General features: G+C 68.1%; 19 protein-coding genes and 1 pseudogene. 15 read left to right on the top strand and 5 right to left on the bottom strand.

The genetic code is table 11. The features are described from left to right. From R6V09_RS21050 to R6V09_RS21040, 3 genes and pseudogenes are all read left to right on the top strand, one after another. A pseudogene (locus R6V09_RS21050) lies at positions 1-268 on the top strand (hypothetical protein); the annotation flags it as partial. 72 nt (positions 269-340) lie between these two features. Continuing rightward, a complete protein-coding gene (mqnC, locus tag R6V09_RS21045) occupies positions 341-1,540 on the top strand; it encodes a cyclic dehypoxanthinyl futalosine synthase (RefSeq protein WP_317882968.1) in 1,200 nt (399 codons plus the stop codon). Positions 1,541-1,547: 7 nt separating this feature from the next. Beyond that, entirely contained in the window at positions 1,548-1,961 is a 414-nt protein-coding gene (locus tag R6V09_RS21040; protein ID WP_317882967.1) for an imidazolonepropionase-like domain-containing protein, read from the top strand. Positions 1,962-2,093: 132 nt separating this feature from the next. On the opposite strand, the gene R6V09_RS21035 is transcribed toward R6V09_RS21040, so the two are convergent. Beyond that, positions 2,094-3,140, bottom strand: coding sequence for a chitinase (locus R6V09_RS21035; RefSeq protein ID WP_317882966.1), 1,047 nt, complete (start codon positions 3,138-3,140; stop codon positions 2,094-2,096). A 401-nt stretch (positions 3,141-3,541) separates the two neighbouring features. Between R6V09_RS21035 and R6V09_RS21030 the strand changes: the two genes are divergently transcribed. The 4 genes from R6V09_RS21030 (at position 3,542) to R6V09_RS21015 (ending at position 8,446) form a co-directional block, all read left to right on the top strand. Further along, positions 3,542-3,850 (top strand): hypothetical protein, encoded by a 309-nt coding sequence (locus R6V09_RS21030; protein ID WP_442810096.1) that lies wholly within the window; start codon positions 3,542-3,544, stop codon positions 3,848-3,850. 18 nt (positions 3,851-3,868) lie between these two features. Continuing rightward, positions 3,869-6,277 carry a bifunctional polysaccharide deacetylase/glycosyltransferase family 2 protein gene (locus R6V09_RS21025; RefSeq protein WP_317882964.1) on the top strand — a complete coding sequence of 803 codons (2,409 nt, stop codon included), beginning with the start codon at positions 3,869-3,871 and terminating at the stop codon, positions 6,275-6,277. Continuing rightward, positions 6,277-7,659: an acyltransferase family protein gene (locus R6V09_RS21020; protein ID WP_317882963.1), complete on the top strand. Its 1,383-nt coding sequence runs from the start codon at positions 6,277-6,279 to the stop codon at positions 7,657-7,659. The genes R6V09_RS21025 and R6V09_RS21020 overlap by 1 nt, the downstream gene beginning before the upstream one ends. Positions 7,660-7,732: 73 nt before the next feature. Then, the gene (locus tag R6V09_RS21015) at positions 7,733-8,446 is read left to right on the top strand and encodes a demethylmenaquinone methyltransferase (RefSeq protein WP_317882962.1); all 714 of its coding nucleotides are present in this window, start codon (positions 7,733-7,735) and stop codon (positions 8,444-8,446) included. On the opposite strand, the gene R6V09_RS21010 is transcribed toward R6V09_RS21015, so the two are convergent. Continuing rightward, positions 8,415-8,747 (bottom strand): PASTA domain-containing protein, encoded by a 333-nt coding sequence (locus R6V09_RS21010; protein WP_317882961.1) that lies wholly within the window; start codon positions 8,745-8,747, stop codon positions 8,415-8,417. The two genes, R6V09_RS21015 and R6V09_RS21010, sit on opposite strands and share 32 nt — an antisense overlap. Positions 8,748-8,873: 126 nt before the next feature. Continuing rightward, a complete protein-coding gene (locus R6V09_RS21005; protein ID WP_317882960.1) occupies positions 8,874-9,380 on the bottom strand; it encodes a GNAT family N-acetyltransferase in 507 nt (168 codons plus the stop codon). Between the two features lie 97 nt (positions 9,381-9,477). Between R6V09_RS21005 and R6V09_RS21000 the strand changes: the two genes are divergently transcribed. Next, complete coding sequence (locus tag R6V09_RS21000) at positions 9,478-10,761, top strand: geranylgeranyl reductase family protein (protein WP_317882959.1); 1,284 nt, start codon at positions 9,478-9,480, stop codon at positions 10,759-10,761. On the opposite strand, the gene def is transcribed toward R6V09_RS21000, so the two are convergent. Next, positions 10,762-11,388 (bottom strand): peptide deformylase, encoded by a 627-nt coding sequence (gene def / locus R6V09_RS20995; protein WP_317882958.1) that lies wholly within the window; start codon positions 11,386-11,388, stop codon positions 10,762-10,764. Positions 11,389-11,583: 195 nt separating this feature from the next. Next, complete coding sequence (locus R6V09_RS20990) at positions 11,584-12,387, bottom strand: C40 family peptidase (RefSeq protein WP_317882957.1); 804 nt, start codon at positions 12,385-12,387, stop codon at positions 11,584-11,586. 745 nt (positions 12,388-13,132) lie between these two features. On the opposite strand from R6V09_RS20990, the gene R6V09_RS20985 reads away from it, so the two are divergent. The 7 genes from R6V09_RS20985 to R6V09_RS20955 form a co-directional block, all read left to right on the top strand. After that, a complete protein-coding gene (locus R6V09_RS20985) occupies positions 13,133-13,492 on the top strand; it encodes an NADH-quinone oxidoreductase subunit A (RefSeq protein ID WP_007383963.1) in 360 nt (119 codons plus the stop codon). Between the two features lie 14 nt (positions 13,493-13,506). Then, positions 13,507-14,061 carry a NuoB/complex I 20 kDa subunit family protein gene (locus R6V09_RS20980; RefSeq protein WP_007383964.1) on the top strand — a complete coding sequence of 185 codons (555 nt, stop codon included), beginning with the start codon at positions 13,507-13,509 and terminating at the stop codon, positions 14,059-14,061. Further along, positions 14,058-14,798, top strand: a complete 741-nt coding sequence (locus R6V09_RS20975) for an NADH-quinone oxidoreductase subunit C (RefSeq protein ID WP_317882956.1) — start codon at positions 14,058-14,060, stop codon at positions 14,796-14,798. Before R6V09_RS20980 ends, R6V09_RS20975 begins: the two co-directional genes overlap by 4 nt. Further along, positions 14,795-16,126, top strand: coding sequence for an NADH-quinone oxidoreductase subunit D (locus R6V09_RS20970; protein WP_317882955.1), 1,332 nt, complete (start codon positions 14,795-14,797; stop codon positions 16,124-16,126). The genes R6V09_RS20975 and R6V09_RS20970 overlap by 4 nt, the downstream gene beginning before the upstream one ends. Beyond that, complete coding sequence (gene nuoE / locus R6V09_RS20965) at positions 16,123-16,971, top strand: NADH-quinone oxidoreductase subunit NuoE (protein ID WP_317882954.1); 849 nt, start codon at positions 16,123-16,125, stop codon at positions 16,969-16,971. Before R6V09_RS20970 ends, nuoE begins: the two co-directional genes overlap by 4 nt. Next, complete coding sequence (nuoF, locus tag R6V09_RS20960) at positions 16,971-18,317, top strand: NADH-quinone oxidoreductase subunit NuoF (RefSeq protein WP_388113623.1); 1,347 nt, start codon at positions 16,971-16,973, stop codon at positions 18,315-18,317. The genes nuoE and nuoF overlap by 1 nt, the downstream gene beginning before the upstream one ends. Next, positions 18,314-19,931 (top strand): NADH-quinone oxidoreductase subunit G (locus R6V09_RS20955; protein WP_317882952.1); only part of this gene is annotated, 1,618 nt, incomplete at its 3' end. The genes nuoF and R6V09_RS20955, both read left to right, overlap by 4 nt.

Here is a 19,931-nt window from a genome sequence, read left to right as displayed (position 1 = left end):
GCTCGGCGCCGGGTACCACGCGCTGTCCCGCCTCGACCCCGGCGGCGGTGGTCTGGGCGCCCGGGAGGTGAAGCTCGCGGTCGGGGCGGGGGTCGTGCTCGGGTGGTACGGGTGGCCGACGCTGATGCTGGGCGCGTTCGCGGGGTTTCTGCTCAGGGCGCTGTACGGGGCTCTCCCTGCCCGGAGACGGGACCCGGACGTCCGGTTTGGGTCGTTTCTGCTCGCCGGTGCCTTCGTCGGACTGCTGGTCGGCGCGTACGCGGCCTGAGGTCGGGGCAGGAAATCCGCTGGCGTAGGCTGGCAAGGTCCGTCCACAACCCTTGACGAAAGGGACCTCCCGGTGACCGAGAAGGCCGAGCTTCAGTCCGTCCTCGACCGTGCCGCCGAGGGCGGGCGCATCACCCCCGAAGAGGCCCTCGACCTCTACCGCGACGCCCCGCTGCACGCGCTCGGCGCCGCCGCCGACGCCGTACGCAAGCGGCGGTACGCGGGTACGGAGCACATCGCGACGTACATCATCGAGCGGAACATCAACTACACGAACGTGTGCGTCACCGCGTGCAAGTTCTGCGCCTTCTACGCCGCGCCCAAGGACACCGCCAAGGGCTGGACGCGTGACCTCGAAGACATCCTGCGCCGGTGCGCGGAGACCGTCGAACTGGGCGGCACGCAGATCATGTTCCAGGGCGGACACCACCCGGACTTCGGCGTCGAGTACTACGAGCAGCACTTCGCCGCGATCAAGGGCGCGTACCCCCAGCTGGTCATCCACTCCCTCGGCGCGTCCGAGGTCGAGCACATGGCCCGCATCTCGAAGGTCTCCGTCGAAGAGGCCATCTCGCGCATCCACGCGGCCGGTCTCGACTCCTTCGCGGGCGCCGGTGCCGAGCTGCTCCCCGCCCGCCCCCGCAAGGCGATCGCCCCCCTCAAGGAGTCCGGCGAGCGCTGGCTGGAGATCATGGAGACCGCGCACGGGCTGGGCGTCGAGTCGACGTCCACCATGCTCATGGGCACCGGCGAGACCAACGCCGAGCGCATCGAGCACCTGCGGATGATCCGTGACGTACAGGACCGCACCGGTGGCTTCCGGGCCTTCATCCCGTACACCTACCAGCCCGAGAACAACCACCTGAAGGGCCGCACGCAGGCCACGCTCTTCGAGTACCTGCGGATCATCGCCATCGCGCGCCTCTTCATGGACAACATCGCCCACATCCAGGGCAGTTGGCTGACGACGGGCAAGGAGGTCGGCCAACTCTCCCTGCACTACGGCGCGGACGACCTCGGCTCGATCATGCTGGAGGAGAACGTCGTCTCCTCGGCCGGCGCCAAGCACCGCTCCAACCGCATGGAGATCATCGACCTCATCCGCAAGGCGGGCCGCGTCCCCGCCCAGCGGACCACGACGTACGAGCACATCGTCGTCCACGACGACCCGGCGAACGACCCGGTCGACGAGCGCGTGATGTCCCACATCTCGTCGACGGCGATCGAAGGCGGCACCGCTCACCCCGAGTTGAAGCTGCTGTCGGCCAACTAGGCCCGCTGTGCTGACGATTCACACGGCGGACGAGGGCGGGGCCGTCGCCGTCGAGGGTGCCCGGATCGCGGGTGTCGGGACACTGGCGGAGATCCAGGACCGCTTTCCCGGCGCCCGGGTGCGGAGTTGGCCGGGCGTCCTGGGCCCGGCCCGCATCCACGAGGGCCCACTTCCGGACGCCCCGAGCCCACGGGAGCGGATCCACGCCGTGCTGAAGACAGGTGCTACGGCTGTCCTGGCGGAACACGTCGACTCACCCGAACTGCGGGCGGCGGCGGACCGGAACGGGGTAGAGATCCTCGCCGGCCCACGTCCTACGGCTGTCGTGGATGGTGACCGTGCCGACCTGGCCGTATTCGACAAGGCCGGCACCTGCATCGCAACGGTGTGTGCGGGCCGGCTACTTCACAGACTCCGCTGAGGCACGTCTTTTTGGGGGCGCGGGGCTGTGTCATCTACTCCTCAAACGCCGCCAAGGCCAACACCCCTTCTTTTAGGGGCGCGGGGAACTGCGCGACCAGCCCACGACGGCCGCCAGTCGGCGAACCACCCGTCACCCGGCAAACGCTTCCCCGAACGCCCCCGCCGTCTGCGTCACCCCACTGCAATCGGTCGCCGCATCATCATCGGACGACCCGCTCTCACACTGCTGATCCCGAAACGTCGACCACATGGAAACCCACGCGATCTCCTTCGACTCGGCGAACGTCCGCACCTGCGCCGCATCCGAGAGCGAGAACGTCTCACCGGAGACGTCGTTCACCCCGATCATCGACGTGAGCGCCATCCCCTGCCACGCACCGGCGTCCGACAACCCGAACACCTTCTTCAGCTGGGTGTGCGTGGCCGTAGCAGACGTGATCGCGTAGGCGCCCATGTCGCCGGTGTAGGACTCGCCGTAGTTCATCGTCATGATGTTGACCGTGGAGACCTCGACCGCGTTGTCGTTCGCGGACTCCAGCAGCGCCAGGCTGTCGGAGTCGAGGCCGGATGGCATCACGGGCAGGGTGAAGGAGACCTTGAGGTCGGTGCGTTCCTTCTGGAGCACGGCTATCGCCTTGGAGCGCAGGGCGACCGAGTCGGAGTCGGTCAGGGTGTCGCCCTCGATGTCGAAGTCGGCCTGCGTGGAGCCGGCCGCGTCCAGCGCCTCGCCGTAGGCCTTCGCGAGCGCGGTCACGCTGGTGCAGGTCTCCGCCAGTTCCTTGCCGGAGGCCCCGCCGAAGGAGACACGGACGGTGGCGCCGGACGTCTTGAGCGCCGCGATCCTGGATTTCACGGCCGCGTTGTCGATCGCTGTCGTACCGTTCCACTCCGGCGTGCAGGTGCTCCCCTTGGCGATGGCGAAGGAGAGGTTGTACGTCGACGGCGATCCCGTGCTGTCCGTGTCGGATGCGGTGGTGACGCTGACGTACGGGGCGTAGGACGTGCTGGACGAAGAGTCCGAAGGCGTCGGAGAGGCGCTTTCGGAAGGGGTGGTGCTTGCCTTCTCCGTCGCTTCGGGTGCCGCATCCGACGAGTCACCGGAGCTGGAGGAGCAGCCGGTGACCGCGAGGGCAAACAAGCAGGTGAGCCCGGCCGCCGGTTTCAGAAAACTCCTCATTGAGCATGCACCCTTTCCGTCTCGGGACGGTGATTTCTGTCTCAGGATGGAAACAGAGTCGGATTCCGAAGGCTAAATGAAGCACATGGGGCTGTGTCTCACGAAGACAGAAAAAACATAGGAAACCCACGGGTATCGATGCGCGAAACGGTCAATCCGGGCGGCGAAGCGGAAAATTGGGGACACTACTGACACCGGCCGCTCATAAGGCTTTTCCTGGGTTCTCTAAGGAAGTGCACAGGTTGCGGCGTTTCTCTTGGCGGGCTCACAAGAGAATCAGAGTTTTGGTCACATAAAGGCGGCCTAATGTCTGGGGAATGCAATCCGAGTCCGCCATCGAAAACCGCGCCTCTGCGCGGGGTCGCCGCCGCAAAGCCGGCAACGGGTCCGCTGAAGGTCCCGTGTTCGTTGACAACTCCGGCCGCCGGTCAAAGGTGCTGCGCCGGATCGGCCTCCTCATGGGCACCGTCTGCCTCGGGTACGCGTTCGTACTCGGCATGGCGTTCATGGGCTGGGGCATCTCGCTCAACCCCTCCTCGCTGCTGCCGTTCGGCGGCGGTCAGGCCGGTTCGGCCCCCGGTGGCGGCAACGCCCCCGGCGGAGGCAGAGGCGGCGTAGCGCCCTCCGGTGTTCCGACCGGCGCTCCGACCGACATCCCCTCGGGCGCCCCCACGGGTGCGGCGCCGTCCTCCTCAGCCACCGCACACTGACCGGAGCGCCCCGCAGCCATGACTACGACGACTCCCTCGCGCGGGCGCCGACGCGCCCCCACCCGGATGGCGCGCGCGGCAGGCAAGGCCTCCGCGCTCCAGCGACCCCGGGTGATTCTCGCCCTGCTGCTTCTGCTCGGCCTCACCTGCGTGATGCTGCTCGACGGCTACCTGCGCGCGGAAGTCGGCGGCGACCAACGCGTCCGGGACGGCGCGAGCGCAAGCAAGGTGCCCGACAAGGTGCTCAACGGCGGCCCGATCCTGACCTTCCGGAACGGCAAGCCGGTCACCCAGACCATCCCGAAGAAGACCATCGTCCTCACCTTCGACGACGGCCCGAACCCCACCTACACGCCCACGGTCCTGAAGATCCTCAAGAAGTACGACGTGCCGGGCACGTTCTTCCTGGTGGGCTCGATGGTCTCGCGCTACCCGAGCATCGTGAAGCAGATGGTCTCGCAGGGCGAGGAAGTGGGCATCCACACCTTCACCCACGTCGACCTCTCCTACCAGAGCGACGCCCGCATCAAGCGGGAGATGGAACAGACGCAGCTCGCGCTCGCGGGCGCGGCCGGCATCACCACCACGCTGTTCCGCGCGCCGTACTCCTCGGAGACGGACGCCATCGACAACTACAGCTACCCCGTCTACAAGAAGCTCGGCGCGTCCGGCTACACCAGCGTCTTCGTCGACACCGACAGCGACGACTGGAAGCAGCCCGGTGTCGCGAAGATCATCAAGTGGGCGACGCCGTCCGGGACTTCGGGCTCCTCGGTGCTCTTCCACGACGCCGGTGGTGTGCGCTCGCAGACCATGAAGGCGCTGCCCACGTACATCGAGAAGATGAAGGCGAAGGGCTACACGTTCACCACCGTGAGCGGCGCCATCGCCAAGAACAACTCCGGCGCGCGGCCCGTCACGAGCACGGGTGCGGCTGCCGGTACGAGCACCGGCAACGTCGAGGCCGGCGGCCAGCCGTCCGGGGCACCTTCCGCCGCAGCGTCCGCCGCGCCTGGTGGCACCGGTGCGGCAGGCGGGAACGGCCAGACCCCGGTCGACTCGGCCGTCGGCGGCACCGGAACTGGCAACAACCGCAACGGCAACCGGCAGACCTCGGTCCTCCAGGGCGCCCACCGCGAGGCCACCGGCATGACCCTCTACGAGGGCAAGGCGCTCATCTACGCCGTCACCGTCGCCGAGTGGGTGGTGCCGGGACTTGCGGCGGGCCTCACGGTCGTCGGCGTCGCGGTCATGAGCCGCTTCGGGATGATGCTGATCCTCGCCCGGCGCCACTACAGACAGCGCAACAAACGCCGGTTCAGCTGGGGACCGACCGTCACCCGCCCGGTGACGGTGATCGTCCCGGCGTACAACGAGAAGGAGTGCATCGCCAACACCCTTGAGTCGCTGGCGAAGAGCACCCACCCGATCGAGGTCATCGTCGTCGACGACGGCTCCTCGGACGGCACCTCCGAGATCGCCCGCGAGGCGGCCCGCTCCTTCGGCATGACGAACGTCCGGGTCATCCGCCAGGAGAACGCCGGCAAGCCGGCCGCCCTCAACAACGGTGTGCGCAGCGCGAGTTACGACATCGTCGTGATGATGGACGGCGACACCGTCTTCGAACCCGACACCGTACGACACCTCGTGCAGCCCTTCGCCGACCCCGAGGTGGGCGCGGTCGCGGGCAACGCCAAGGTCGGCAACCGCAACACGATCATCGGCGCCTGGCAGCACATCGAGTACGTGATGGGCTTCAACCTCGACCGCCGCATGTACGACCTGCTGCGCTGCATGCCCACCATCCCGGGCGCGATCGGCGCGTTCCGCCGCGAGGCGGTCCTCCAGGTCGGCGGTATGAGCGAGGACACGCTCGCCGAGGACACGGACATCACCATCGCCATGCACCGCGAGGGCTGGCGGGTCGTCTACCAGGAGCACGCCAAGGCCTGGACCGAGGCCCCGGCCTCCCTGAAGCAGCTCTGGTCGCAGCGCTACCGCTGGTCCTACGGCACCATGCAGGCCCTGTGGAAGCACCGCAAGTCCCTTACGGACAAGGGTCCTTCGGGCCGCTTCGGCCGGGTCGGCATGCCCCTGGTGGTCATCTTCCAGATCATCACGCCGGTCTTCGCCCCGCTGATCGACGTCTTCACCGTCTACTCGATGATCTTCGTCGACTTCTGGGCGTCCCTCGCGATGTGGTTCGCGGTCCTCGGCATCCAACTTCTCTGCGCGGCCTACGCGTTCAGGCTCGACAAGGAGAAGTACCGCTACCTGCTGATGATGCCGCTGCAGCAACTGGCCTACCGCCAGATGATGTACCTGGTCCTCATCCACTCCAGCATCACCGCCCTGACCGGCGGCCGGCTGCGCTGGCAGAAACTCAAGCGCACCGGCGAGGTCGGCACACCGGCGGGGGCGAACTGATGACCTGGGAACAGCAACAGGGGTACGGAGGCTACGGGCAACCGCAACAGCCCCAGCAACCCCAACAGCCGTACGGCTACGACGGGTACGGCCAGCCCCAGCCTTACGGTCAGCCGCAGCAGCCGTACCCGTATCAGCAGCCGCCGTACCAGCAACCGCAGCAGCCCTACCAGCAACAGCAGCCGTATCCGCAGCAGTACGCGGGGACGGACTACGGGCAGGGCGCGGGGGCGGCCGTCGTGGACGAGACGGCGACGCTGCCCCCGGTGGAGCCGGAGACGGAACCCGAGCCGGAGCCGGCGGCCGAGGAGGTGGTCGAGGAGGCCGCGTCCGCGCCCAAGCCGACGGGCCGTGACCGGTACTTCGACACCCTGCGGGCCGTCGCGCTGATCCGGGTCGTGACCTACCACACCTTCGGGTGGGCCTGGTGCGGGATGGTGTTCCCCTCGATGGGGATCATGTTCGGGCTGGCCGGGACGCTGATGGCGAAGTCGCTGGAGCGGCCGGCGTTCAAGGTGGTCAAGAGCCGGATGCGGAGGCTGCTGCCGCCGTTCTGGTTCTGGGGCTTCTTCGTGCTCGTGGCGATGATGATCCACGACTGGATGCCGGGCTGGCAGATCGTGTTCTGGGTGGTGCCGGTCGGGGATCCGCCGGGCAACGCCTGGGGCATGCAGGCCTGGGAGATCCTCTGGTACCTGCGGACGTATCTCTGGTTCGTGCTGCTCTCGCCGGCGCTGCTGTGGATCTTCCGCAAGGCGCCGATCCCGGTGCTGCTGCTGACCCTGGTGCCGATCGTGGTCCTGAAGTTCGTGTGGTCCGGGCCGGACAACCGCTTCGGCAACGCGCTGTGGGACCTGTCGACGTACCTCTTCTGCTGGATCCTCGGCTTCGCGCACCGCGACGGTGTGCTCCAGAAGCTGAAGCCCTTCCTGGTGGTCACGCTCTCGCTCGCGGCGATCGCCTTCGGCGGCTGGTACGCCTTCACGCACCAGGCCGAGGCCGGCGGCACCTACGACCTGGACGAGAGCCCGCTCGCCCAGACCTACTGGTCGGCGGGCTACGTCATGCTGCTGATGTGGGCCAAGGCCTACTTCAACATCGACTTCGCCTGGCTGACCCGCTTCAAGAAGCTCGACCGAGTCGTCACGATCTTCAACTCCCGGGCCGTGACGATCTATCTCTGGCACGAGATCGCACTCGTGCTGGCGGTGCCGCTGACCGACCAGTTCTGGAAGGTGCCCGCCTTCGAGAAGTGGCTGCCGCTGGAGAGCCAGTGGTTCATGTTCGGCATCGGCTGGATTCTCATCGCCGTCTTCATCGTGCTGTGCGGCTGGGTGGAGGACGTGGCGGCGAAGAAGAAACCGAGACTCCTGCCGTCGTGAGATTCCCTTTCGACGCGTGTGCTTCGGGCCGGGTGCCTTCGGTGTGCCCGGCCCGTACTGCCACAATGGGCCCGTGACCCGCGCATCCCTGGACAAGCAGCCGCATGAAGTCGCCTCGATGTTCGACGACGTGGCGGAACGGTACGACCTCACCAACGACGTGCTGTCGCTCGGTCAGGACCGCCGATGGCGCAAGGAGGTCACCAAGGCGGTCGACGCCCGCCCCGCGCAGAAGATCCTCGACCTGGCCGCCGGTACGGCCACGTCCTCGCTCCCCTTCGCCCGCAGCGGCGCCTATGTCGTCCCCTGCGACTTCTCCCTCGGCATGCTCCAGGTCGGCAAGAAGCGCCACCCCTGGCTGCCGCTCACGGCCGGCGACGCGACCAGGCTGCCGTTCAAGGACGACACGTTCGACGCCGTGACCATCTCCTTCGGGCTGCGCAACGTGCAGGACACGGACACCGCGCTGCGCGAGCTGTACCGGGTGACCAAGCCCGGCGGCCGGGTGGTGATCTGCGAGTTCTCGCACCCGACCTGGGCGCCCTTCCGTACGGTCTACACCGAGTACCTGATGCGCGCGCTGCCGCCGGTCGCCCGCACCGTCTCCTCGAACCCGGACGCCTACGTCTACCTCGCCGAGTCCATCCGCGCCTGGCCCGACCAGCCCGCGCTGGCCGAGCGACTGCGCAAGGCCGGCTGGTCGAAGGTCGCCTACCGCAACCTGAGCGGCGGAATCGTGGCCCTGCACCGCGGCTTCAAGGACCGTGAGGGCCCGGTCGGCTGCTGATCATCGTCGCGATGAACGCGTCGCCCGGCGGCTCGTCCAGCTCGCGCTGCATCCCGCCGCTCGGCGGCCTCGGTACGCGCGGTTCACGCATACCGCCTCCGCCGTCCCCGTCACCGAAGTCGAACCACACGTAGACCACGGAGTCCCGCGGCACCTCGGCATCGGGCTGCGGATACTGCCGTACGACGTAGTCGACGACGGCGAGATGGAAGTCGGGCCGGTCCGGCGAGTTGATGAACAGCCCGCGCGACTGGGCCGTCTCGCGCGCGTCCACGGCCATCAGGCCGACGAGCCGTGGCACACGGACTTCGGGTGTTTTGGGTGTTAAGCGCACAGATGTCACCCCCAGCGGTACCGGAAGGGTAACCCCGGTCCGGCCCCGACCGGAAGCGTCAAGTGTCGTTCTGTAGCTGATAGTTACTCTGAGTTACAGTACGAGCCGGTAGCAGTGTCCCTCCTCCGCGCGCGAGGGCGTGGTGAAGACCTCGTCGAGGCTCATCCCCAGCCGCCTGGTCACCGCGATCGACCGGGTGTTGCGGGCCAGCACCATCGCCACCACGCTCGGCACCCCGGCCGCCCGCACCCGCTCCAGGGTCAGTTCGGCCGCCGCGGTGGCATACCCCTGGCCCCAGAACTCCCGCCCCAGCCGCCAGCCGACCTCGATCTCGCCCTTGGGCCCCCAGTCCTGCGGCCACGGCTGGGCGCCGGTGAAACCGATGACCCGGTCGGAGTCGTCGAGCATGGTCCACAGACAGAAACCGCGCTCCGCGTCATGCCGGCGCTGGCGGGCGGTGAGCTCCTCGTAGACGGACAGTTCCGCGGACTTTCCGCCATGGAACTCCATGACGTCCGGGTGGTCGAAGACCCGGTGCCAGGCGACGGCGTCCTCGTCGGTCGGGACACGCAGCCGTACTGCGGGGAGAGCTCGGTTCACGGGGCAGCCCTTCAGCCTGGTGATCAGTGGCGCTGAATAGACTGCCCATGTCCAGTGCCGGTCGGCACGCAGATTCCGAACTTGGGGAGATCCCGCCGTGACCGAGCCCCTCTCCGAAAACACCGCCGACGTGATCGTCGTCGGCGCGGGGCCAGCCGGCTCCGCCACCGCCTACCACCTCGCCAAGTCCGGACTCGACGTCCTCCTGCTGGAGAAGACCGAGTTCCCGCGCGAGAAGGTCTGCGGCGACGGCCTCACCCCGCGCGCCACCAAGCAGCTCGTGGCCATGGGCATCGACATCTCCGAGGAGGCCGGCTGGCTGCGCAACAAGGGCCTGCGCATCATCGGCGGAGGAGTGCGCCTCCAGCTGGACTGGCCGGAACTCGCCTCCTTCCCGGACTACGGCCTCGTCCGCAAGCGCGACGACTTCGACGAACAGCTCGCCCGCAACGCCCAGAAGGCGGGCGCCCGCCTCTACGAGCGCTGCAACGTCGGCGCCCCGATCACCGACGAGCGCACCGGCCACATCACCGGCGTCCACGCCAAGCTCGGCGAGGAGAAACGCGAAGTCACCTTCCACGCGCCCCTGGTGGTCGCCGCCGACGGCAACTCCACCCGCCTCTCCCTCGCGATGGGCCTGCACCGCCGCGAGGACCGTCCGATGGGTGTCGCGGTGCGCACCTACTTCACCTCGCCCCGCCACGAGGACGACTACCTGGAGTCCTGGCTGGAACTGTGGGACCGCCGCGGCGCCGAGGACCGCCTCCTGCCCGGCTACGGCTGGATCTTCGGCATGGGCGACGGCACCTCGAACGTCGGCCTCGGTGTCCTCAACACCTCCGACGCCTTCAAGGAGTTGGACTGGCGCGAGGTGCTGAAGGCCTGGTGCGCGTCCATGCCCGAGGACTGGGGCTACACCCCCGAAAACATGACCGGCCCGATCCGCGGCGCCGCCCTCCCCATGGCCTTCAACCGCCAACCCCACTACACGAAGGGGCTGTTGCTGGTCGGCGACGCCGGCGGCCTGGTGAACCCCTTCAACGGCGAGGGCATCGCCTACGCCATGGAGTCCGGCCAGATCGCCGCCGACGTCATCGTCCAGGCCCACGCCCGCCCCACCCCCGCGAGCCGCGAACTGGCCCTGCGCCGCTACCCGCAGGTCCTCAAGGACACCTACGGCGGCTACTACACCCTCGGCCGCGCCTTCGTGAAGCTCATCGGCAACCCGAAGGTCATGAAGATCGCGGCCCAGCGCGGACTGACGCACCCCCTGCTGATGAAGTTCACCCTGAAGATGCTGGCCAACCTGACCGACCCCACGGGCGGCGACGCGATGGACCGCATCATCAACGGGCTGAGCAAGGTGGCGCCGAAGGCGTGATCAGTCGCTGAGTGCGGCCGTCTTGGCGGCCCGGCGGGCGAACACCTCGTCCCGCCGGTCCGCCACCTGCCGCAGCGCCTCCTTGCGGTCCCGCTTGGAGAGCCGGTCCAGATAGACCTGACCGTTGACGTGGTCGGTCTCATGGGCGAGGCAGCGCGCGAAGTACCCTGTGCCCTCGATCACAAGCGCGTTGCCGTCCTTGTCGAGCCCGCGCACCACGGCCCGGTCCGGGCGCGGTACGTCCATCACCGCACCGGGCACCGACAGACAGCCCTCACCCTCGTCGAGCAGCCGGCGCCCGGCCGGGTCGAGCGGGTCCAGCACCGGGTTGACGATGTGTCCGACATGTCGGACACCGTCGTCGTCGGGGCAGTCGTACACGAACAGGCGCAGATCCACGCCCACTTGATTGGCCGCGAGGCCGGCTCCGTCGGCGACGTACATGGTGAGGAACATGTCGTCGATGAGCGCGGCGAGATCGGGCCCGAACTCGGTGACGTCCCGGCTCGGCCGGTGCAGGACCTCTTCGCCGACCTCGGTGACGCGGCGCACGGAACCGCGCCCGGCCTCGGGTGCGGGGCGGGGGTAGGAGTCGACGGGACTTCCCTGGACGAAGACACGTGGCACGACTTGCTCTCCTCGGGTTTGGCGTCCGGCTGTCCGGCTGTCCGGTCGGCCGAACTTGAGAACCTTGGGAGAAGAGCCTTTCAGGAGAGTTGTGAACTCCGGTAGGGGAGAGGCCTGGAGAGCCTGGCGAGGGTACGCCGAGGGGACCGCTGCCCCCGAGGCAGCGGTCCCATGCTCACGGCGTCGTGCGCGGGCTCAGAGCACCCGCACCGCGCCGGTCGGCGGGTCGTAGGACAGCGGCCGCTCCACGATGCCGGTGGAGGGGTTCTGCGCACCGACGAACATGCCGTCGCCCACATACACCGCGACGTGGTACGCGCTGCCCGCGCTGCCCCAGTACAGGATGTCGCCGACCTGAAGGTTGCTCAGGGACACCTGAGTACCGGCGGTCGACTGGTCCTGGGAGACACGCGGCAGGCTGATGCCGACCTGCTTGAAGGCGGCACCGACGAGCCCCGAGCAGTCGTAGGCGCTGGGGCCGGTGGCGCCCAGGACGTAGGACTTGCCGATCTGCGCCTTCACGAAGGCCACGACGGCCGCGGCCGAACCGGTGGCCGTGGATGAGCCCGTGGAGGTGCTGGAGCCCGTGGAGGCGGCCAGGGTGGTCCGCTCGGTGCTCCGCGACGCGGCGCGCTCCGCAGCGGCCTTACGGGCGTCCTCCTGGGCCTTCTTCTTTGCCTCCGCCTTCTTCTTGGCGTCCGCGAGGTCCGCCTTGGCCTGCTTCGCGGCGTTTGCGGCAGCCGTGTCACGCTCGGCGCGCAGCTGGTAGTTCGCCGCGGCCTGCTGGGTGGCTTCGGCGGACTGTGCGACCTGGGTGGACAGATCGGCCGTCAGGGTGGGCAGTTGCAGGGTCTGCGTCGTCTCGGCCGCGTTGGCCGAGGCCGCGCCCGCCGCCGCCATGCTGAGAACGCCACCGGCAACTCCGGCACGCACGGCGATGTTCGTCGTCGCGCTGCGGCGGGGTTTCCGGTGGCTGCGTATGTGAGCGGTGTGGGACATGAGACCAACCGGTATCAGGGGCTCCTCCATACCTTCAAGAAACGTGTGCTGCGCCACAATTGTTCAACGGGCACCACGAACTTCGGGTGTGTCGTTCCTTATTGACGCCGTAACGGACATTGCGGACCTGGCCGATCAGGCCGGTGATCACGGCCTTTCGCCAGTACGCCCGAATTGCCCGCCACTTAGCACTGGTTGGGACAGGTGGCCAAGCCCGGTTCTCATGCGCCTCTCATGAGTGTGGTGCAGGTCACGGAACGGTTACCGGAATGCTCGCGTCTCGCGTGGGTACCGCGAGCGGTCGACTTCGTGAATGTGTGCACGCGTCCACACCGTGCCGCCCGACTCCTTCTGACGTGTGAACGGGATCCCACTATCAAGCCGCCGCGTCCAACTCCAATTTGCATGCAAGAGAAGTCTCTTGATATTGAGACGCCGCCATCGGCCTGCGGTGACGAGCGCAAATGTCACGTCTGGTGATCGGTCGGGCGCTTCAGGTGTGAAGATCACCGCTCACTCGACGTGATGATCCTTCGGCGGGTGGTGGAGATCACAAAGCTTGTGTAATACCCCGTGTCGCAGATCACAGAGCGACGGGCATAAGATGCGGAGCGGTTGGGCTTGTGACCTGCTTCACATGTTCGCGATCTTCGCCGGGACGGGCGGGAGTTGCCGAGTGTGAGAGGCGGGTGTGAGTCCTACGCCATCGCCAGCAGTCAGTGCCGACTGAGAGGAGCGAGGAGCGGTGAACGCGTATGCGCCCATCCTCGTACTGGGAGCCCTCGGGGCAGGCTTTGCGATCTTCTCCGTGGTCATGGCCACGCTGATCGGTCCGAAGCGATACAACCGGGCCAAGCTCGAAGCGTACGAGTGCGGCATCGAGCCGACCCCCACGCCGGCCGGCGGCGGGCGCTTCCCCATCAAGTACTACCTGACGGCGATGCTCTTCATCGTCTTCGACATCGAGATCGTCTTCCTCTACCCCTGGGCCGTCACCTTCGACGCCCTGGGTGTTTTCGGGCTCGTGGAGATGCTGCTCTTCGTGCTCACCGTCTTCGTCGCGTACGCGTACGTATGGCGGCGCGGCGGCCTGGAATGGGACTGAGGGGCCTTTAACTCATGGGACTCGAAGAAAAGCTGCCGAGCGGCTTCCTGCTGACCACCGTCGAGCAGGCCGCGGGGTGGGTGCGCAAGGCGTCCGTCTTCCCGGCCACGTTCGGACTCGCCTGCTGCGCCATCGAGATGATGACGACCGGCGCCGGACGGTACGACCTGGCGCGCTTCGGCATGGAGGTCTTCCGCGGATCACCCCGCCAGGCGGACCTGATGATCGTCGCGGGCCGGGTCAGCCAGAAGATGGCGCCGGTCCTCCGGCAGGTCTATGACCAGATGCCGAACCCCAAGTGGGTGATCTCCATGGGGGTCTGCGCCTCGTCGGGCGGCATGTTCAACAACTACGCGATCGTGCAGGGCGTCGACCACATCGTCCCGGTCGACATCTATCTCCCGGGCTGCCCGCCACGGCCCGAGATGCTGATGGACGCGATCCTCAAGCTCCACCAGAAGATCCAGTCCTCCAAGCTCGGCGTGAACGCCGAGGAGGCGGCCCGTGAGGCGGAGGAGGCGGCGCTCAAGGCACTGCCCACCATCGAGATGAAGGGCCTGCTGCGGTGAGTGACGCGAACGGCACCAACGGAGCCGCCCCGGAGCAGGATCCGGGCGCCTCCAACCTCCCCGGCCAGCGCGGCGAGGGCGAGGAGATCCGCGTCCAGCGCGGCATGTTCGGCGCCAACAACGGCGGCGACACCTCCGGTTACGGCGGCCTGGTCCGCTCGGTCCGCCTGCCGGGAGCCGCGAGCCGGCCCTACGGCGGCTGGTTCGACGAGGTCGCCGACGAGTTGGAGGGCGCCCTGGAGGAACAGGGCCTGCTGCCCGGCAACGCGATCGAGAAGACGATCGTCGACCGCGGTGAACTCACCTTCCACATCGAGCGCGAGCACCTGCTGCGCGTCGCCCAGACCCTGCGCGACGATCCGGCCCTGCGCTTCGAACTCTGCACCGGCGTCAGCGCGGTGCACTACCTGCACGACAAGGGCCGCGAGCTGCACGCCGTCTACCACCTGCGCTCGATCACCCACAACCGGCTGATCCGCCTCGAAGTCAGCGCCCCGGACAGCGATCCGCACATCCCGTCACTGGTCTCGGTCTATCCGACCAACGACTGGCACGAGCGCGAGACCTACGACTTCTTCGGCATCGTCTTCGACGGTCACCCGGCGCTGACGCGGATCATGATGCCGGACGACTGGCCGGGCCACCCGCAGCGCAAGGACTACCCCCTCGGCGGCATCGCCGTCGAGTACAAGGGCGCCCAGATCCCTGCTCCGGACCAGCGGAGGTCGTACTCGTGAGCACGCAGTCAGCATCCGCCGCCTCGGCACGGGAGACCACCGAGGGGACCGTATATACGGTCACCGGTGGCGACTGGGACGAGGTCGTCCAGTCCGCGGCCCGGGCCGACGACGAGCGCATCGTCGTCAACATGGGGCCCCAGCACCCCTCCACGCACGGTGTGCTCCGTCTGATCCTGGAGATCGACGGCGAGACGGTCACCGAGGCCCGCTGCGGCATCGGCTACCTCCACACCGGTATCGAGAAGAACCTCGAATACCGCACGTGGACGCAGGGCACCACGTTCGTGACGCGCATGGACTATCTGACGTCCTTCTTCAACGAGACCGCCTACTGTCTCGCCGTCGAGAAGCTCCTCGGCGTCGAGGACCAGATCACCGAGCGGGCGAAGATCATCCGGGTGCTCCTGATGGAGCTGAACCGGATGTCCTCCCACCTGGTGTGCATCGCCACCGGCGGTATGGAACTCGGCGCCACCACGATCATGATCTACGGATTCCGCGATCGTGAAATGATTCTCGACATCTACGAGCTCATCACGGGCCTGCGGATGAACCACGCGTACATCCGCCCCGGCGGACTCGCCCAGGACCTGCCGCCCGGCGCGGTGGACCAGATCCGCGAGTTCGTGAAGAAGATGAAGAAGAACCTCCCGGAGTACGACAAGCTCGCCACCGGGAACCCCATCTTCAAGGCCCGTATGCAGGACGTCGGTTACCTCGACCTGGCCGGCTGCATGGCACTCGGCGCCACCGGCCCGATCCTGCGCTCCACCGGCCTCCCGCACGACCTGCGCAAGTCGCAGCCGTACTGCGACTACGAGACGTACGACTTCGACATCCCGACCGCCGACACCTGCGACTCCTACGGCCGCTTCCTCATCCGCCTGGAGGAGATGCGCCAGTCGCTGAGGATCGTCGAGCAGTGCCTGGACCGGCTGCAGCCCGGCGCGGTCATGGTCGCCGACAAGAAGATCGCCTGGCCCGCCCAACTCGCGCTCGGGCCGGACGGGTTGGGCAACTCGCTCGACCACATCAAGAAGATCATGGGCACCTCCATGGAGGCCCTGATCCACCACTTCAAGCTGGTGACCGAGGGCTTCCGCGTCCCGCCGGGACAGGCGTACGCGGCGGTCGAGTCGCCCAAGGGCGAACTCGGGGTGCACGCCGTGTCCGACGGAGGCACCCGCCCCTACCGGGTCCACTTCAGGGACCCGTCCTTCACCAACCTTCAGGCCATGGCGGCGATGTGCGAGGGCGGCCAGGTCGCCGACGTCATCGTCGCCGTCGCGTCCATCGACCCCGTGATGGGAGGCGTCGACCGGTGACCACCAGTTCTTCGGAGCAGGGCGTCAGTCTGGGCATGCCCCAACTGCCCGCGCCCGCCTACCCGGACGACGTCCGGGCCCGGCTGGAGGCCGACGGGCGGGAGATCATCGCCCGCTACCCGGACTCCCGCTCGGCCCTCCTGCCGTTGCTGCATCTCGTGCAGGCGGAGGAGGGTCATGTCACGCGCACGGGGCAGCAGTTCTGCGCGACCCTGCTGGGCCTGACGACGGCCGAGGTCGCCGCCGTGGCGACCTTCTACTCCATGTACCGGCGCCGCCCGAGCGGTGACTACCAGGTCGGGGTCTGCACCAACACCCTGTGTGCGGTGATGGGCGGCGACGCGATCTTCGAGTCGCTCCAGGAGCACCTGGGCGTCGGCAACGGTGAGACCACCGACGACGGCAAGGTCACCCTGGAGCACATCGAGTGCAACGCGGCCTGCGACTTCGCGCCGGTGGTGATGGTCAACTGGGAGTTCTTCGACAACCAGACCCCCGCCAGCGCCCGGCGCCTCGTCGACGACCTGCGCACGGGCGCACCCGTGGAGCCCACGCGCGGGGCGCCGATGTGCACCTTCAAGGAGACCGCGCGGATCCTCGCCGGCTTCCCCGACGAGCGGCCCGGGGCCGTCGGGGCGAGCGGCGGTGCGGGACCCGCGTCGCTGGTGGGCCTCCGCCTGGCCAGAGGAGAGACCGCACCCGCGCGCGTGGTCCATCCGCGCGGTTCCGGAGCGCCGCAGGACCAGCCGCCGACCGAGCACCTCAGTTCGCACGATGCGCCGCAGGACACGTCGGCCTCCGACCCCGCCCACCCGGCGGGGCCTGTCGCCGAGGAGGGGGAGTGATGACCTTGGCACCCGAACTGAAAGACCACAGCCCCGAGAAGCTGCTCGCACCCGTGCTGTCGGCCTTCTGGGACGAGGACGAGTCCTGGACTCTGGACACGTACCGAAGGCACGAGGGATACGAGGGGCTCCGCAAGGCGCTCGCCATGTCGCCGGACGACCTCATCGCGTATGTGAAGGACTCCGGTCTGCGCGGTCGCGGTGGCGCCGGCTTCCCCACCGGAATGAAATGGCAATTCATTCCCCAAGGGGATGGAAAACCACACTATCTAGTTGTCAACGCCGACGAGTCGGAGCCTGGAACCTGTAAGGACATCCCGCTCCTCTTCGCGAACCCGCACAGCCTCATCGAGGGCATTGTCATCGCGTGTTATGCCATCAGGTCTTCGCATGCCTTCATCTATCTGCGTGGTGAAGTCGTCCCCGTATTGCGGCGGTTGCACGAGGCCGTGCGTGAGGCCTACGCGGCGGGCTACCTCGGCGAGAACATCCTGGGCAGCGGGCTCGACCTGCAACTCACCGTGCACGCAGGCGCCGGCGCGTACATCTGCGGTGAGGAGACCGCACTGCTCGACTCGCTCGAAGGCCGCCGTGGTCAACCGCGGCTCCGTCCCCCTTTCCCTGCCGTCGCGGGCCTCTATGCGTGCCCGACTGTGGTGAATAACGTCGAGTCGATCGCGTCAGTTCCCGCGATTCTGCAAAAGGGCAAGGAATGGTTCAGGTCGATGGGCAGCGAGAAGTCTCCGGGCTTCACGCTCTACTCGCTCAGCGGCCATGTCACCAGTCCCGGTCAGTACGAGGCGCCGCTCGGCATCACGCTCCGCCAACTGCTCGACATGAGCGGCGGGATGCGCGCCGGGCACCGCCTCAAGTTCTGGACGCCGGGCGGGTCCTCCACGCCGATGTTCACCGACGAGCACCTCGACGTCCCTCTTGATTACGAAGGAGTGGGTGCCGCGGGTTCCATGCTCGGCACAAAAGCTCTGCAGTGTTTCGACGAGACGACCTGTGTCGTGCGTGCCGTCACCCGCTGGACCGAGTTCTACGCCCACGAGTCCTGCGGCAAGTGCACACCGTGCCGCGAAGGGACGTACTGGCTCGTGCAGTTGCTGCGCGACATCGAGGCGGGCAAGGGCGCGATGTCCGACCTCGACAAGCTGAACGACATCGCCGACAACATCAACGGCAAGTCCTTCTGCGCCCTCGGCGACGGCGCCGCCTCGCCGATCTTCTCCTCGCTCAAGTACTTCCGCGAGGAGTACGAGGAGCACATCACGGGCCGGGGCTGCCCCTTCGACCCGGCCAAGTCCACGGCCTGGGCCGACCGCACGGAGGTGAACGCATGACGGTGACCACGAGCGCTCCCTCGGGTGGGGGAGAGGCGGCGGTCCCGCCGGAAGATCTCGTCTCGCTGACCATCGACGGCGCCGAGATCAGTGTGCCCAAGGGCACCCTGGTCATCCGCGCCGCCGAGCAACTCGGCATCGAGATCCCCCGGTTCTGCGACCACCCTCTCCTCGACCCGGTCGGCGCCTGCCGTCAGTGCATCGTCGAGGTCGAGGGCCAGCGCAAACCGATGGCGTCCTGCACGATCACGTGCACGGACGGCATGGTCGTCAAGACCCAGCTCAGCTCGCCCGTGGCCGAGAAGGCCCAGCACGGTGTGATGGAGCTGCTCCTCATCAACCACCCGCTGGACTGCCCGGTCTGCGACAAGGGCGGCGAGTGCCCCCTGCAGAACCAGGCGATGTCCCACGGCAACGCCGAGTCCCGCTTCGAAGGCAGGAAGCGGACCTACGAGAAGCCCGTCCCGATCTCCACCCAGGTGCTGCTCGACCGCGAGCGGTGCGTGCTGTGCGCCCGCTGCACCCGCTTCTCCAACCAGATCGCGGGCGACCCGATGATCGAGATGGTCGAGCGGGGCGCGCTCCAGCAGATCGGCACCGGTGAGGGCGACCCCTTCGAGTCGTACTTCTCCGGGAACACCATCCAGATCTGCCCGGTGGGCGCGCTGACCTCGGCGGCGTACCGATTCCGCTCCCGTCCCTTCGACCTGGTCTCCACGCCCTCCGTGTGCGAGCACTGCTCCGGGGGCTGTGCGACCCGCACCGACCACCGGCGCGGCAAGGTCATGCGGCGCCTGGCGGCCGTGGACCCCGAGGTCAACGAGGAGTGGATCTGCGACAAGGGGCGCTTCGGCTTCCGGTACGCGCAGCAGCGCGACCGGCTGCAGACGCCGCTGATCCGCAACCCCGAGGGCGAACTCGTCCCGGCCTCCTGGCCGGAGGCGCTGCAGATCGCCGCGCAGGGACTGCTCGCCTCGCGGGGCCGCACCGGTGTCCTGACCGGTGGCCGGCTCACCATCGAGGACGCCTACGCGTACAGCAAGTTCGCGCGCGTGGCGCTCGACACGAACGACATCGACTTCCGCGCGCGCGTGCACAGCAGCGAGGAGGCCGACTTCCTGGCCGCCCGGGTCGCGGGACGCGGCCGGGACCTCGACGGCAACGGCGTCACGTACACCTCCCTGGAGAAGGCGCCCGCCGTTCTGCTGGTCGGCTTCGAGTCCGAGGAGGAGGCGCCCGGCGTCTTCCTGAGGCTGCGCAAGGCCTCGCGCACGCACGGGCAGCGGGTGTTCTCGCTGGCCACGTTCGCCACGCGCGGCCTGGCGAAGGCGGGCGGCATCCTGCTGCCGGCCGCTCCCGGCACCGAGACCGAATGGCTGGACGCGCTCGCGAGCGGGGTCGGTCTGGAGGATGACGGAGCCCGCGCCTCCGAGGCGCTGCGCACCGAGGGTGCGGTGATCGTCGTCGGTGAGCGGCTGGCCGCCGTCGCCGGGGGCCTCACCGCCGCTGTACGGGCCGCGTCCGCGACCGGTGCCCGACTGGTGTGGATTCCGCGCCGGGCCGGGGAGCGCGGCGCCATCGAGGCGGGGGCGCTGCCGTCGCTGCTGCCGGGCG

The sequence above is a fragment of the Streptomyces sp. W16 genome, from assembly GCF_033194735.1.
Taxonomy (GTDB): domain Bacteria; phylum Actinomycetota; class Actinomycetes; order Streptomycetales; family Streptomycetaceae; genus Streptomyces.
The sequence above is the reverse complement of the archived record's forward strand: the minus strand, read 5'-3'. Positions and strand labels throughout refer to the sequence as shown.

Coding starts and splice junctions, on each gene's coding strand:
- nuoF (WP_388113623.1), top strand. CDS start 16,971: ATGACCTTGGCACCCGAACTGAAAGACCACAGCCCCGAGAAGCTGCTC.
- R6V09_RS21035 (WP_317882966.1), bottom strand. CDS start 3,140: ATGAGGAGTTTTCTGAAACCGGCGGCCGGGCTCACCTGCTTGTTTGCC.
- R6V09_RS20980 (WP_007383964.1), top strand. CDS start 13,507: ATGGGACTCGAAGAAAAGCTGCCGAGCGGCTTCCTGCTGACCACCGTC.
- R6V09_RS21020 (WP_317882963.1), top strand. CDS start 6,277: ATGACCTGGGAACAGCAACAGGGGTACGGAGGCTACGGGCAACCGCAA.
- R6V09_RS20990 (WP_317882957.1), bottom strand. CDS start 12,387: ATGTCCCACACCGCTCACATACGCAGCCACCGGAAACCCCGCCGCAGC.
- R6V09_RS21025 (WP_317882964.1), top strand. CDS start 3,869: ATGACTACGACGACTCCCTCGCGCGGGCGCCGACGCGCCCCCACCCGG.